13 protein-coding genes, 1 tRNA gene and 1 pseudogene are annotated in these 12665 nt (G+C 63.2%); 8 read left to right on the top strand and 7 right to left on the bottom strand.

The window, feature by feature from the left end; all coding sequences use genetic code 11:
• Positions 1 to 7: 7 nt before the first annotated feature.
• The 4 genes from ybgF (at position 8) to QZ656_RS10440 (ending at position 3131) form a co-directional block, all read left to right on the top strand.
• Positions 8 to 805 carry a tol-pal system protein YbgF gene (gene ybgF / locus QZ656_RS10455; protein ID WP_366522147.1) on the top strand — a complete coding sequence of 266 codons (798 nt, stop codon included), beginning with the start codon at positions 8 to 10 and terminating at the stop codon, positions 803 to 805.
• Between the two features lie 4 nt (positions 806 to 809).
• The gene (gene queE, locus QZ656_RS10450; RefSeq protein ID WP_291993335.1) at positions 810 to 1469 is read left to right on the top strand and encodes a 7-carboxy-7-deazaguanine synthase QueE; all 660 of its coding nucleotides are present in this window, start codon (positions 810 to 812) and stop codon (positions 1467 to 1469) included.
• Positions 1470 to 1487: 18 nt separating this feature from the next.
• Positions 1488 to 1850: a PilZ domain-containing protein gene (locus QZ656_RS10445; RefSeq protein ID WP_291993334.1), complete on the top strand. Its 363-nt coding sequence runs from the start codon at positions 1488 to 1490 to the stop codon at positions 1848 to 1850.
• A 375-nt stretch (positions 1851 to 2225) separates the two neighbouring features.
• Entirely contained in the window at positions 2226 to 3131 is a 906-nt protein-coding gene (locus QZ656_RS10440; RefSeq protein ID WP_291993333.1) for an XDD3 family exosortase-dependent surface protein, read from the top strand.
• A 30-nt stretch (positions 3132 to 3161) separates the two neighbouring features.
• Here the strand turns inward: QZ656_RS10440 and QZ656_RS10435 are convergent, their stop codons facing one another.
• Positions 3162 to 4256 carry a hypothetical protein gene (locus QZ656_RS10435; protein WP_291993332.1) on the bottom strand — a complete coding sequence of 365 codons (1095 nt, stop codon included), beginning with the start codon at positions 4254 to 4256 and terminating at the stop codon, positions 3162 to 3164.
• A gap of 14 nt (positions 4257 to 4270) precedes the next feature.
• Positions 4271 to 5626: a tRNA 5-hydroxyuridine modification protein YegQ gene (yegQ, locus tag QZ656_RS10430; RefSeq protein WP_291993825.1), complete on the bottom strand. Its 1356-nt coding sequence runs from the start codon at positions 5624 to 5626 to the stop codon at positions 4271 to 4273.
• A 71-nt stretch (positions 5627 to 5697) separates the two neighbouring features.
• On the opposite strand from yegQ, the gene rng reads away from it, so the two are divergent.
• Both rng and QZ656_RS10420 read left to right on the top strand, forming a co-directional pair.
• Positions 5698 to 7152, top strand: a complete 1455-nt coding sequence (rng, locus tag QZ656_RS10425; protein WP_291993824.1) for a ribonuclease G — start codon at positions 5698 to 5700, stop codon at positions 7150 to 7152.
• 145 nt (positions 7153 to 7297) lie between these two features.
• Positions 7298 to 7374: transfer RNA gene (locus tag QZ656_RS10420), tRNA-Met, on the top strand.
• Between the two features lie 238 nt (positions 7375 to 7612).
• Here the strand turns inward: QZ656_RS10420 and QZ656_RS10415 are convergent.
• The 5 genes and pseudogenes from QZ656_RS10415 to yjjJ all read right to left on the bottom strand — a co-directional run bounded on the left by QZ656_RS10415 (position 7613) and on the right by yjjJ (position 11203).
• The gene (locus tag QZ656_RS10415; RefSeq protein ID WP_291993331.1) at positions 7613 to 7843 is read right to left on the bottom strand and encodes a type II toxin-antitoxin system MqsA family antitoxin; all 231 of its coding nucleotides are present in this window, start codon (positions 7841 to 7843) and stop codon (positions 7613 to 7615) included.
• A complete protein-coding gene (locus tag QZ656_RS10410) occupies positions 7840 to 8118 on the bottom strand; it encodes a DUF4258 domain-containing protein (RefSeq protein WP_291993330.1) in 279 nt (92 codons plus the stop codon). Before QZ656_RS10410 ends, QZ656_RS10415 begins: the two co-directional genes overlap by 4 nt.
• Positions 8109 to 8344, bottom strand: a pseudogene (locus tag QZ656_RS10405) (recombinase XerD); the annotation flags it as partial. The gene QZ656_RS10410 and the pseudogene QZ656_RS10405, both read right to left, overlap by 10 nt.
• Before the next feature lie 83 nt (positions 8345 to 8427).
• The gene (locus tag QZ656_RS10400) at positions 8428 to 9549 is read right to left on the bottom strand and encodes a Fic family protein (protein WP_291993329.1); all 1122 of its coding nucleotides are present in this window, start codon (positions 9547 to 9549) and stop codon (positions 8428 to 8430) included.
• Between the two features lie 325 nt (positions 9550 to 9874).
• A complete protein-coding gene (yjjJ, locus tag QZ656_RS10395) occupies positions 9875 to 11203 on the bottom strand; it encodes a type II toxin-antitoxin system HipA family toxin YjjJ (protein ID WP_291993823.1) in 1329 nt (442 codons plus the stop codon).
• 225 nt (positions 11204 to 11428) lie between these two features.
• On the opposite strand from yjjJ, the gene QZ656_RS10390 reads away from it, so the two are divergent.
• Positions 11429 to 12073, top strand: coding sequence for a DUF1819 family protein (locus tag QZ656_RS10390; protein ID WP_291993328.1), 645 nt, complete (start codon positions 11429 to 11431; stop codon positions 12071 to 12073).
• The gene (locus tag QZ656_RS10385; protein ID WP_291993327.1) at positions 12070 to 12648 is read left to right on the top strand and encodes a DUF1788 domain-containing protein; all 579 of its coding nucleotides are present in this window, start codon (positions 12070 to 12072) and stop codon (positions 12646 to 12648) included. The genes QZ656_RS10390 and QZ656_RS10385 overlap by 4 nt, the downstream gene beginning before the upstream one ends.
• The last annotated feature ends 17 nt before the right edge of the window (positions 12649 to 12665 follow it).

Below are 12665 nucleotides of genomic sequence, written 5' to 3'. Positions count from 1 at the left end.
GATGTCGGTGACTCAGACCGATCGTTTGTCAGCTGGCCGACCCGGCGTTCTCGGAATGCTGCTGCTGCTCGCCGCTTTCGGCGCGCAGCACGCGCATGCCGGTCTCTTCGACGACGAAGAGGCGCGACGCCAGGTCACCGACCTGCAGATCAAGGCCAACGAGCGCCTCGATACCGCCGCCAGGGGACAGATGGAACTGGCCAACCAGATTCAGGCGCTGCGCGACGAAACGGCTCGTCTGCGCGGTCAGGTCGAGACCTTGGCCTACGAGCTCGAGGCGGCCAAGAAACGGCAGCAGGACTTCTACGTCGACCTCGACGGCCGTCTGCGCAAGCTGGAAACGCCCGTCGCGGCGACGCCCGTTGAAGCCAAACCGGCCGACGACGGCAAGCCGGCGACGGGCGGTGAAGCTCCGAGAAAAGTGGCCAGCGACCCGGCCGCCGAGGCGCGCGAGTACGAAGCCGCGCTCAACCTGTTCCGGGCCAACAAGCTGAAGGAAGCCGCCGCGGCTTTCGACGCTTTTGCCAAGGCGCATCCGGACAGCACGCTGACGCCGAATGCGTACTACTGGCTGGGTAACGCCCATTACGCCTTGCGTGACTGCCGGAAGACGATCGACGCGCAGCGGGTAGTTTTCAGCAAGTGGCCAGCGCACGCCAAGGCACCCGATGCGCTGCTCAACGTCGCGACCTGCCAGCAGGAGCTTGGTGACAGCAAAGGCGCACGGACGACGCTGGAAGCGCTGCTGGTCAAGTACCCGGACAGCTCGGCGGCGACCGCAGCCAAGCAACGCCTGAAAAAATAGGCGAGTGGAAACAACGCTCGGCAAAGTGTCGCTGAAGATCAGCGAGATCTTCCTGTCGCTGCAAGGTGAAAGCTCTCGCGTCGGCTTGCCGACAGTTTTCGTCCGCCTGACGGGTTGCCCGCTGCGCTGTGTCTGGTGCGATACGGCCTACGCCTTCAGCGGGGGGCAGCTGATGTCGCTGGCGGCCATTGTCGACCAGGTCGCTGGGCATGGCGTCCGTCACGTCTGTGTGACCGGTGGCGAGCCGCTGGCGCAGCCGGCGTGCCTGCCACTGCTGAGCGCCCTCGCTGACGCCGGCTACGCGGTGTCGCTGGAAACCTCCGGCGCGCTCGATATCGGCAAGGTCGATGCGCGCGTGGCGCGGGTGGTCGACCTCAAGGCGCCTGGTTCCGGCGAGAGCAGCCGCAATCGATGGCAGAACCTGGCGCTGCTGACGGCCAATGACGAGCTCAAGTTTGTTCTCAAGGACCGGGCGGACTACGAGTGGGCACGCCAGCTGATCGACGATCGGCAGCTGGCGACGCTGTGCCCGCTGTTGTTTTCGCCCGTCGATGGCGAGCTGCCGGCAGCGACTCTCGCCGAGTGGGTCGTCGCCGATCGCTTGCCGGTGCGCTTTCAATTGCAACTGCACAAGGTTCTTTGGGGTAAGCTGCGAGGCAAATAAGCCCTGCGAGTAAGCCACGTGAACGAGCAACGACGCCACTATTCCCGAATCGGTTTTAATTCACCCGCGCGCCTATTGATTGGTAGCGAGTCGCTCGCGCTGCGGGTGGTCGACCTTTCCCTGCACGGCGCACTCCTCGAGCTGTCGGCGGAGTCGCTGCTGCCTTGCGGCGCGGCCGCCGAACTGCGGGTCTACCTCGACCAGGTTGGCACCGAGATTTGCATGCAGACCACCGTCGTACACGTCGAGGGCCGCCGCGCCGGACTCGTCGGCGTAAGCATCGACGTCGATAGCGTCACCCATCTGCGCCGCCTCGTCGAACTCAATCTGGGCAGTCCCGACCTGCTGCAGCGCGAGATCTCGGCACTTCTCTCCGAATAGTCTGGCGGTCGACCGCCCGCGAAGTGCTTGCCCCGCAGACCGCCGGGCACGATCGCTGCCCGTGCGGATTTTCTTCCCGGCTTGAAACGGCACGGGGTCCGGCGATTTGCCAGTATGCAGAGCGATCGCGGACCCCGTGACGTATTTCATACCCACCTGACGGCTCGCCGAGAGACACTTCGCTCCGAAGTCGAGCCAGTCGTATGGATTCGCCTTCATCGCTTCCAGATGCCATTTGCCGCCCGGCTCGGCTTCAGAAGCGATCGACGTCGCGTCAGCTGGGGCGGCAATGATTGCAGTCATTGCCTAGATTGACCCGTGCCCCCTGAAACGCGACTTGGCAAGCATTCAACTTCTTGGGACGGGAATCGTAGCATGAAAACCTTTACACGCAAATCCGCAGTTTCGTCGAACTCGCTGACGTTTTCGCGCATCGGCAACAGCTTCACATCTGTCTTGCTCGGCGGCCTCGTCGCTCTGGCCGTCGGTGTCGCTGACGCCAAGGCCGGCACGCTTTACAAGGGCTGGAACTACGCCATCGACTCGGCCAACGATGGCTCCGGCGGGGCGACTTACGAAGAACGTGGCCTGGCCTTCCGCCAGAGCGGCTCGACCGGCTACTTCGCGATCAGTGGCGGCATGCCGCTGGCCGGAAATGCCAACGGCGGTGTCCTGAATGGCGCTATTGCTCCAGGTGACCTCTATCTCAACTTCTCGACACACAATCTCGATACGCAAGCCGAGTTCAACGATGCCAAGGTGTTCGGCATTCGCTTTGCCAGCACCAATGACTCGCTGGGCAACGTCGGCGGCAGCAATACGAGCCTTGGTTTGTTCACGAACCTGAACGTCCTCAACCTCGCCTCGCAGAATCTCGGCTACACGACCTTGCAGGCTTACTACAACTCGGGCCACGGGCGGCCTGTGGGCAGCATGGGTGACTTGAGTTCAACCGCCGATGTGACCAACTACTTCGGCAATGCTGGCATGTATCCCAATATCGCCAGTGGCACGCTGGTGTCGGGTATTACCTCGCTCAACGCCGTCGAGCTGGGCGGCATGGACCTGGATTTTGCCCACTTCGCTGCTGTTGGCCCGCAAATCTTCGGTTTTTCCTTCGACCTCTCGGCGCTCCCCGTCGGCCAATTCACGGCGCACTTCTTCGAGGAATGCATCAACGACGGCATCGCCCTGAAGGGCGCTACGGTTCCCGAGCCGGGGACTCTGGCGCTGCTGGGGCTGGCGCTCGCTGGCAGCATTTCGCTTCGCCGCCGCCGTTAGGAGTGGCGTCGGCGCCGCTTGCAAGCAGGTTTATGCCCTGGCAGCGCTGGTCAGCCAGGGCCGCAGTACCGCTGCCGCTTCGGCAGCCCCCGATGCTGGCGGGATTGGCGGCGCGGCCTGGCTCCACAAGGCCGCCAGCGCTGGCTGCAGGCGACCGGCCTGCAGGTCTCGATCGCTGACTTCGCCGCAGCGGCCGTATTTTTTCAGCCAGTCGATCAGGAAATCCTGCTCGGGCCAGTCTTCGCGCCGCAGGTAGAGCAGTGGCGTACCGTTGCACGCGGCTTCGGCGAAGGTGCCGTAGCCGGGCTTGCCGAGCACCGCGTCGACCGAGCGCAAGAGATCGGCGAGCGGTACGCCCAGAGGCTCGAAAGCCGTGACGCTCGCGTGTTCGAGCTGCCAGTCTTGCGGAACCAGCCAGCGGATGCCGGCAATCGGTGGCCAATCTTCGATCGGTAGTTGTTTGCTGATGCCACCGAAGGCAATCAGAACGAGCCGCTCGTCGTCGCCACACGCCAATTGCGTGCGCAAGGCTTGCCGGCAGTCGCGGCCCAGCGCGGCCACCGGGCCGATGGCACGTAGCCGCGGCAGGTCGGCCATGCTCATTCCGGGCGTCACGCGCAGGAAGCATTCGGCGCTCTGGTAGGCCTCGAGCATCTGGCGGTGAATGCTCGCCGCCCAGTCCTCCTTGGCAAAAAAATGGGCAAAGAGTTCGGCCCAGTTCAGCGAGCACATGCCGACCGACGGGATGCCGGCGCGCGCGGCGCCGGCCAGCGGCAGGTAGGCGACGTCGCTGAATACCAGATCCGGCTGCAGCTCGGCGAACAGGCGGGCGTCACGATCAACGCGACTTTCCCAATCGGCATGCTGCCGACGATACGCCAGCGCCGTCGCCTCGAGGTCGAGGCTGACGGCGTCGTGCATTACATAGCCGAAGTCGCTGCTCGCCGCCAGGTGGCTGAAAGCGGCCGTTAGGCGCGCCTGCAAGCGGTCGGTCGGCAGGCCGCTGCGGATCGTCAGGCGCAGCTCGGGCAGATCGCCGCTGAGCGCGTTGAGCACCGGCGCCACTTGCGCCAGATGGCCGAAACCGTGCGCCGAGATATCGACGAAAAGGTGTGGCCGGCGCATCCGGGTGCTGCCGCTCAGACGAAGCGTGCCAACATCGCGCCAGGCAGTTCGGCGGGCAGCGGTAGCCATACCCGGTGACCGTTGCCCGGAGCGACGCGGATCGGCGCGCCGTCGAGGTTTTCCATGTGCTCGACGGCGATCAGCCGGTTCCCCGAGGGATGGATGAGCTCCAGCCGATCGCCGACCGAGATACGGTTCTTGATGTCGATCAGCGCCAGTTGCCGCTCGGCGTTCCAGTCGATGACGTCGCCGACGTAGAGGCTGCGCCCCGATTCGGAGTGGCCACGCAGGTAGTTCTGCATCTCGTGTTCGTGGTGGCGCTGGTAGAAGCCGTCGGTATAGCCGCGGTTGGCCAGGCCCTCGAGTTCGCCGAGCAGGGCGGGGTCGAAGGGCCGCCCGGCAACGGCGTCGTCGATGGCACGGCGGTAGACCTGCGTCGTCCGTGCGACGTAATACGCCGACTTGGTGCGGCCTTCGATCTTCAGCGAATTGACGCCGATCTCGGTCAGGCGGCGGACGTGCTCGACGGCGCGCAGGTCCTTCGAGTTCATGATGTAGGTGCCGTGCTCGTCCTCGTCAATCGGCATCAGTTCGCCCGGGCGCTCTTTCTCTTCAAGCAGCCACTCGCTGTTGTTGGCCGCGGCGTCGGCAGCGCCGCGCGAGCGGCAGCCGTTCATTTCGCCGGCAGCGTCGCCGGCAGCGTCGCCGGCAGCGTCGCCTGCGGCTGGCTTCAGCTTGTAGTCCCAGCGACACGAGTTGGTGCACGTCCCCTGATTGGGGTCGCGATGGTTGAAGTAGCCCGACAGCAGGCAGCGGCCCGAGTAGGCGATGCACAGGGCGCCGTGCACGAACACCTCCAGCTCCATTTCCGGACATTCCTGGCGAATCTCGGCGACCTCGTCGAGCGACAGTTCGCGCGACAGGATGATCCGGCTGATCCCCAACTTGCGCCAGAAACGCACCGCTGCGAAGTTCAGCGTATTGGCCTGTACCGAGAGATGCACCGGCATTTCCGGCCAGCGCTCGCGAACCAGATCGATCAAGCCGGAGTCGCCCATGATCAGCGCATCGGGCTTGAGCGCCACCACCGGCGCCATGTCGGCCAGGTAGCTACGCACCTTGCTGTTGTGCGGCAAGACGTTGCTGACCACGTAGAACTTGCGGCCAAGCGCGTGCGCTTCGCCGATCGCGCCCGCCAGTACTTCGATCTTGCCAAACTCGTTATTGCGCACGCGCAGGCTGTAGCGCGGTTGCCCCGCATAGATCGCGTCTGCACCGTAGGCCAGCGCGGTGCGCAGCATCGTCGGTGAACCAGCGGGAGCGAGTAACTCGGGGGAGGCGAGAGCGGTGACGGCGGACCTCCGGGGCAGGGGCTTGACGAGGTAGAATGCAGAACGCAACAAGCCGCAATTCTACCCTCATTCCCCAGATCGCCGCCGCCATGTCCGAACAGATACTGATCAACTGCACGCCGCAGGAAACCCGCGTCGCCGTCATGCACCAGGGCGCCGTGCAGGAGCTGCACGTCGAACGCAGCGCCAGTCGCGGCTTCGTCGGTAACGTCTATGTTGGGCGCATCGTCCGCATCCTGCCCGGGATGCAGTCGGCGTTCATCGAGATCGGTCTCGGCCGGACCGCCTTTCTGCACGTCGCCGACATCCGCGAGCCGCGTCCATCCGACGAACCACTGCGACCAATCGAGCGCTTGCTCTTCGAGGGCCAGAGCATTCTTGTGCAGGTGATCAAGGACCCGATGGGCAGCAAGGGCGCCCGCCTGTCCACCCAGGTGTCGATTGCCGGGCGGATGCTCGTCTATCTGCCGCAGGACAAACACATCGGCATTTCGCAGCGCATCGAGAAGGAGTCCGAGCGCGAAGCGCTGCGCGAAAAACTTTCGCGGCTGGTGCCCAGCGAAGAAACCGGCGGCTTCATCGTCCGAACGATGGCCGAGAACGCCAGCGACGCCGAACTGGCCAAGGACGTCGAGTACCTGCGCAAGATCTGGCGCGATATCCAGCTGCAGTCGACGACCGCCGCACCACCTTCGCTGCTCTATCAGGAATTGTCACTGGCGCAGCGCGTGCTGCGCGATTTCGTCAATCCCGAGACCGTCGGTATCGTCGTCGACTCGCGAGAAAACTTCCTGCGCTTGAAGGCCTTTGCCGCCGAATACACGCCAACGGTCGAGCCATTGCTCGAGCATTACACCGGCCAGAGGCCACTGTTCGACCTGCACGGCGTCGAAGACGAGATCCAGAAAGCGCTCGGTCGCCGCGTCGACCTCAAGTCTGGCGGCTACCTGATCATCGATCAGACCGAGGCGATGACCACCATCGACGTCAATACCGGTGGCTTCGTCGGCGTGCGCAACTTTGACGACACGATCTTCAAGACCAATCTCGAAGCGGCACAGACCATTGCCCGCCAGCTACGTCTGCGCAACCTCGGCGGCATCATCATCGTCGACTTCATCGACATGGAGAATGAAGTTCACCGCGCGGCGGTCCTCAGCGAGTTCAACAAGGCGCTGGCGCGTGACCATACACGCCTGACGGTCAACGGCTTCACCGCGCTCGGCCTCGTCGAAATGACCCGCAAGCGGACGCGCGAATCCTTGTCGCACGTCCTCTGTGAAGCGTGCCCGACCTGTGGCGGTCGTGGCGAGGTCCGCACCGCGCGTACCGTCTGCTACGAGATCCTGCGCGAACTGCTGCGCGAAGCCCGCCAGTTCGATGCGCGCGAATACCGCGTGCTCGGTAACCTGGCGGTGATCGACCGTTTTCTCGACGAAGAGTCGCAAGGTCTGGCGATGCTCTCCGATTTCATCGGCAAGCCGATCTCGCTGCAAGCCGAGCCCAGCTATACGCAGGAGCAATACGACATCGTTCTGATGTGAGTACCTGGCGTGCGCTGACTCGCTTCGCCAGCGCTCGGCCTGCGCCGTAGTACCGGGCGAGCCGAGCAAAGCGTGATTTTGATCAATTTCGCGCGTTCGCAGCTTGACCACCGACGGGCGCGGGTCCTATAATCTGCCGCCCTGAGGTGATGTAGCTCAGTTGGTTAGAGCGATGGATTCATAACCCATAGGTCGGTGGTTCAATTCCACCCATCACCACCAAAGAATCAAGCAATTAGCCCGGCCCAAAAGGCCGGGCTTTTTGTTGGGCTTACGCTGGGGGTTACATTTGCCGCAACCAGGCTGGCTTCTTCGCTATTTTCGACTGGGTGCCATTACCCAAGCAGACAGTCGGCCACGCGCAAAGGCGTCAGCCGGGCCAACCGAGAAAGGGTGTCTCGTATTTCGCCCTCGGGGATCAAGCTCGGGCCAGGTGCAGCAAGACTCAGGTTTTCTCAGGTCACGCGGCCACCGCGAAGCGCCGCACGTCGATTTCCACGCCCGCCGCCACTGCCTGCTCAGCTTGCTTCAGCAAGGCAGCAGTAACGGCCTCGTCATGGAAAGCTTCGCCGCAGTTCTCGCACACCAGCGCCGGAACCTCGCGGAAAACAATCACGACGTCGCCGCGTTCAAGTGGAACAGTCACAGCGCCGGGGCGGGCTTCGCCGTGTCGGCAGATAGGGCATTTCATGGGTTTTTCCTCGTGGCCAGGTCCGCCAGCCATAGGGCGGAGTCGGGTTCGTAGACGGTAATGATGACGCGCTCGCCATCGCCGGGCTTGTCGGCAAACAGCAGATGCAAAGGGCGGTTGCCGGCGAAGCCCAGCCATAGGCAGCTAGGGTAGGGCGTATCGGTCGGGTAGTCCTCGATCACGCGCCCCGATGCCGGCGCCGCGCCAACGTCGGCAGTCGATATGTGGCGCTCAAACATCCGCCGCACGGCATGCTGTCGATAAATCAGCTGCACGCATTGCTCCGTTTCGGGATGCGCACCAATTCAGCCACCTTTTCATACCGCCGGCCTCCATCATCGCCGCGGTTGCCGTGTTGACGGATGCCCGCAGCGGGTCAAGGTCGAGACGGGCATAAATTGCCGTCGCCTGCTGACTCTTGTGGTTCAGGCTCTTGCCGATGATGGCGAGCGATGCGCCCGTCTTGGCGTGCCAGCTTCCCAGCGTCCGCCGCAAGTCGTGCCGGCTTACCCCGTCGGGGGTGTTCCTGCCGTAGTGATTTCCTGCGAAGACACCGAAAAATCTGTCGTTGCCCGATCAGCCAGTCATTCGTCTCTGCTGAGTTCGTATGCCGTGCTACGTCCGCCGCCAGGTGTCTTGCACAGCACACCCAGGACGAGCAGTTCGTTGATCTCGCGCAGCGCGGTATCCGGTGAGCACTTACCGATGGCCGCCCACTTGCTGCTGGTCAGTTTGCCCTCGAATCCGTCGAGTAGGCGGTTGATGAGTTTCACCTGCCGCGCGTTCAGCGGCGTCGTCGCCCAGCGCTGCCAGAAGCGCGTCGTGGCCAGTACCGCGTCCAGGGTTTCTTGTGCGGTGCTGACCGCGCCCCGCAAGGTTTCGAGAAACCACTTCAGCCAGTCCGTCACCTCCAGCGAACCCTTTTGCGTGCGCTCCAGGATGTCGTAGTAGTCTCGCCGTTCGCGCTGGATTTGCGCCGACAGACTGTAGAAGCGTTGCGGACTACCATCGGCACGGGCCAACAGCAGGTCGCCTAGCGCCCGGGCAATACGCCCGTTGCCATCGTCGAAGGGGTGTAGCGTGACGAACCACAGGTGCCCCAGACCCGCCTTCAGGGTCGGGTGATCTTCGCTGCCAGCGTTCACCCAGTCGATGAGGCGCGCCAATTCGGCCTCGAGTTTCTCTGCTGGAGGTGCTTCGAAGTGCACACGCTGCCGACCGATGGCGCCGGAGACGACCTGCATCGGTCCGTTCCCATCGTCCCGGAGCATTCCCACGCGAATGGCTGAGAGTCCGCTATAGCCGGTCGGAAACAGGGCCGCGTGCCAGCCGAGCAGGCGTTCTTGTGTCAGGGCGACCGCGCAGCGTGCTGTCGCATCAAGCACCATATCGACCACGCCCTCGACGTGGCGATCGACTGGCGCCAGCGCTCCGACGTCCACGCCCAGGCGGCGCGCGATCGACGAGCGCACCGACTCGGCGTCGAGACGCTCACCCTCGATTTCGCTGGTCTTGAGAACATCCTCGGTCAGCGTCGTCAGGCTGGCCTGATTGCGCAGTGCGATCCCGACATCGGCCAGCCGGCCAATGAGCAGACCCTGGGCGCGACTGACGTCGGCCAACGGCCGGGCCAAAGCAGCCAGGTCGTAGCGCCAGGCCGGCCAGTCGGGGGCCTGCCAGATGTAGGTGTAATCGCCGTTGGTCATGCGGAGATTATGGCGGGCGTTGCACGAAGCGGCAAGATATTCACCGCAATCAGCGCGGAGAATGCTTCCCTATTCGCCGCAGACGTCTACTGCTTCGCTGCTCAGGTCATCGCATGTCACCCCATCAGACTCGCAGGTGGTTTTCCGGCCGGCACGGTCCTGCCAGCGGCCGACAATGACGTCGCAGTATTTCGGGTGCAGCTCGGTCAGTCGTCTTTGTTGGCGTTAGGTCGTCCGCGAGAATCGCCGGGCCGGTCGTGAGGCCGAGCTTGCGGGCGGCCTTCAGGCGCAGATGGCCATCGACCGGACGTTCATCGCTAGCGGCTCAACGCAGCCGTTCAATCTTGGCGCTGGCCGTCCCGATATGGCGTTCCAGCGCGGCGATGCACGGTGCAAATCGGTCGCTGAACCTGGTTTCGGCGATGACCCGGGCGAGGAATGCGTGTGCCAGTTCTTCTGCGCACCGCCAGCTGGCGTTGGCCACACTGGCGTGAATGCTTGCCTCGGAGACGGTGTCGGGCAAGCGGCCACCGCTGCCGGGTGCGAAGCTCATTGGCGTCATGTCGTAGGCTGGGGCAATGTCGTACGGCCGACCACGCTCGGCGACAAATGACAGGTTGCCGCCGTGCATGTCGGAGTTGCCGATCAGCGTGCCAAAGGCCCACAAAAGATTTGCGCGCTCAGCTGCTTCCCGACGAATTTGGCCGCCAACAGCAAGGCGGTCCGCAACTATTGGCCAGCCAGCGAACTCGGCATCCAGCGCGGTCAAAGAGATTAGCGCTCGCCGGCCCAGGTCGCCAATGCGATCAAAACGCTCGACCTCGAGGAAGCGCTGGCCAGCGTGGTCCAATATATGCGTCCTGGCGGCAGGAATGCCGGCTTCGCGCAGCGTTTCCAGCGCCAGATGTTCGGCCACCAGAAGATCGCGCCAACGCTCGCTTACGGGTCCTTCTTCCCGCTCGCTGAACTTCACGATAAGGTGCCGAGGCCCATCTGGCATCACGGCTCTGGTCGTGAACTTCGGCTGCTCGCCGCCAGCCGATGATCCAGGTATCTGCCCGCGGGCGGATTCTAGAGCCAAGCGGGCATATTCCTCGCCTTTCTGCCCGGCAGCGATTGGCTCGGGAACGCGAGCCGCGAGAAAACGATCCCTCGCCATGTCGCCTGGCAGTAGGTTTCCCACGACATCATGACCATGGACAAGTAGCGCCCGCAAGGCGTGGCTATCAGTCCAGTCCGCGAGCCTTTCCGGTAGCCCCAGTTCACCGCCATGGCGAGCCGCGTAGGCACGGCCGAGATAGCCTTGCGGGCGCATGTCGAACATCCACCACGGCAATCCGTCGCTATGCACGGTCACACCGTCGTCCTGGCACATGACGAACCCTTCTGGACGGACTGGAGCCAGTCTTCCCAGTTGCTCGATCCGGCCTTCTGCATCAACCCGATAGATCGGCATCTCTGGTAATCCGCGCGTGCTATCGCGTAGCGTGTATTGAATTGATCGCGCCGATCCGATCCGTACCAGCTCGTTGCCAAGTTCGGTCAGCGCACGGGAGATCGTTGGCTGGCTGACGCCAATAGTTTCAATCAGTTGGCGCGCGGACAGCGGCCCACCGGATAGCTGGATGCGGATAGATTCAACGTGCACCGGCAGGCGCATGAATACGTCCGTGAATAGATTGGCGAATAGAAAGCGTAGCCGAATTTGAGATTCATACGGGAAAAAAGAACTATCGGAGCTCAAGGCGACCTGTGGCCCAAGCGGGTAGTCAGACAGCTTGAAACAGCCAGATGTCGGCCACCGAGCCTACGCCTGACATACTTGGCTCATCGCTTACGCGGTGGCTCGGTCGCTTCCCGTACAATGCCGAGTCAGGCTATGCAAGAACCATTATTTGGGCTGAGGGGCCTGCCGAATGGAAATCTGATGGGAATCTACAATGCGGAAATCTCGGCAGGTTCCCTGATGTTGCCCGAAACCCGGACGCTCGCTCGTTTGCTCCTCACCCGTCCCTCCCGCGAGCAGTGGTTCGCTGCCCTCAAGCTCGACAACCTGCTACAGAAGAAGACGCCGGCGACGGCCCGCCGCCAGGCTCAGTTGATCCGCAAACGCCTCGCGACGCTGGAGGAGGAGGGCTTGCAGCTGATGGCCAGCGCTGCGCACGAGGTTGTGACGCAGTTATTGTTCGCGGCAGTCATCAAGCACAGCCGGATCTTCGCCGACTTCGTCCGTGACGTGTATGCGGGAAAGCTTCGCCGGCTGGAGCTGCAGCTGTCTCCCGCCAAGGATTGGGAAGGCTTCCTGGCGGAATGCGTACAGCGTGATCCCGAACTTGGCAAGCTCAGCGCTTCGACCAAAGCCAAGGTACTGCAGGTCATCATCCGTGTTCTCGCCGAAGCTCACTATCTCGACTCCACCAGGACCCTGCGGCTCACGCCACCGCACCTACACCCCGATGTCGTGAGCTACCTAAAACGCCACGGTGACACCTCGGTGCTGGCAATCATGGACATGAGCAGATGAAGCACGACCTCGACGAGCGGCTCAATCAGATCCTGCCGAGACTGACTTCTCCCGACGTGTTGGCCAATCGAGGTTCCGGCGGCGAGATCGGTTTCTGGATCTTCGACTATCCGCCCGAGGACGAGATCGCCGTGCGGACTTTCCTCCAGGATACCGTGCTGCCGGCTCTGGCCCGGCAGCAGCCGGCGATCAGGGTTGCCGCAGTCAATCTCTTTGAGCTCGTGATCGGCGTGCTGGAAGAGCGCAAGCTGCTCGACAAGGCCATCGCGATGCAGCGCACGCAAGGTGATGCCAGGACGCTCGAGTCGCTGCGCCGAGTCCTCAAGGAAGACAAACTCGCCGAACGGCTGGTGGCCCAGCACGACATCGCCGCGCTCGACATGTTTATTCTCTGGAACGTCGGTGCGGTCTATCCCATGCTCCGCACGCACACGCTGCTCTCGGCGCTGCATGCCCACATGCAGGACAAGCCGCTGGTGTTGTTCTATCCGGGAAAGTACGACGGCTATTCCTTGCGGCTCTTCAGCCGCTTGAAAGATGACCACTACTACCGAGCCTTCCGTCTCGTCTCCTGAAACACTCTCGCCGGAAC

Source organism: Candidatus Accumulibacter sp. ACC003 (genome assembly GCF_907163085.1).
GTDB lineage: Bacteria > Pseudomonadota > Gammaproteobacteria > Burkholderiales > Rhodocyclaceae > Accumulibacter.
This window is presented reverse-complemented; position numbering and strand designations above follow the sequence as displayed.

Excerpts from the sequence above, each read along its gene's own strand:
- QZ656_RS10415 (WP_291993331.1), bottom strand. The coding sequence starts at position 7,843 with ATGAAATGCCCTATCTGCCGACACGGCGAAGCCCGCCCCGGCGCTGTG.
- QZ656_RS10435 (WP_291993332.1), bottom strand. The coding sequence starts at position 4,256 with ATGCGCCGGCCACACCTTTTCGTCGATATCTCGGCGCACGGTTTCGGC.
- QZ656_RS10390 (WP_291993328.1), top strand. The coding sequence starts at position 11,429 with ATGCAAGAACCATTATTTGGGCTGAGGGGCCTGCCGAATGGAAATCTG.
- QZ656_RS10385 (WP_291993327.1), top strand. The coding sequence starts at position 12,070 with ATGAAGCACGACCTCGACGAGCGGCTCAATCAGATCCTGCCGAGACTG.
- QZ656_RS10440 (WP_291993333.1), top strand. The coding sequence starts at position 2,226 with ATGAAAACCTTTACACGCAAATCCGCAGTTTCGTCGAACTCGCTGACG.
- QZ656_RS10400 (WP_291993329.1), bottom strand. The coding sequence starts at position 9,549 with ATGACCAACGGCGATTACACCTACATCTGGCAGGCCCCCGACTGGCCG.
- rng (WP_291993824.1), top strand. The coding sequence starts at position 5,698 with ATGTCCGAACAGATACTGATCAACTGCACGCCGCAGGAAACCCGCGTC.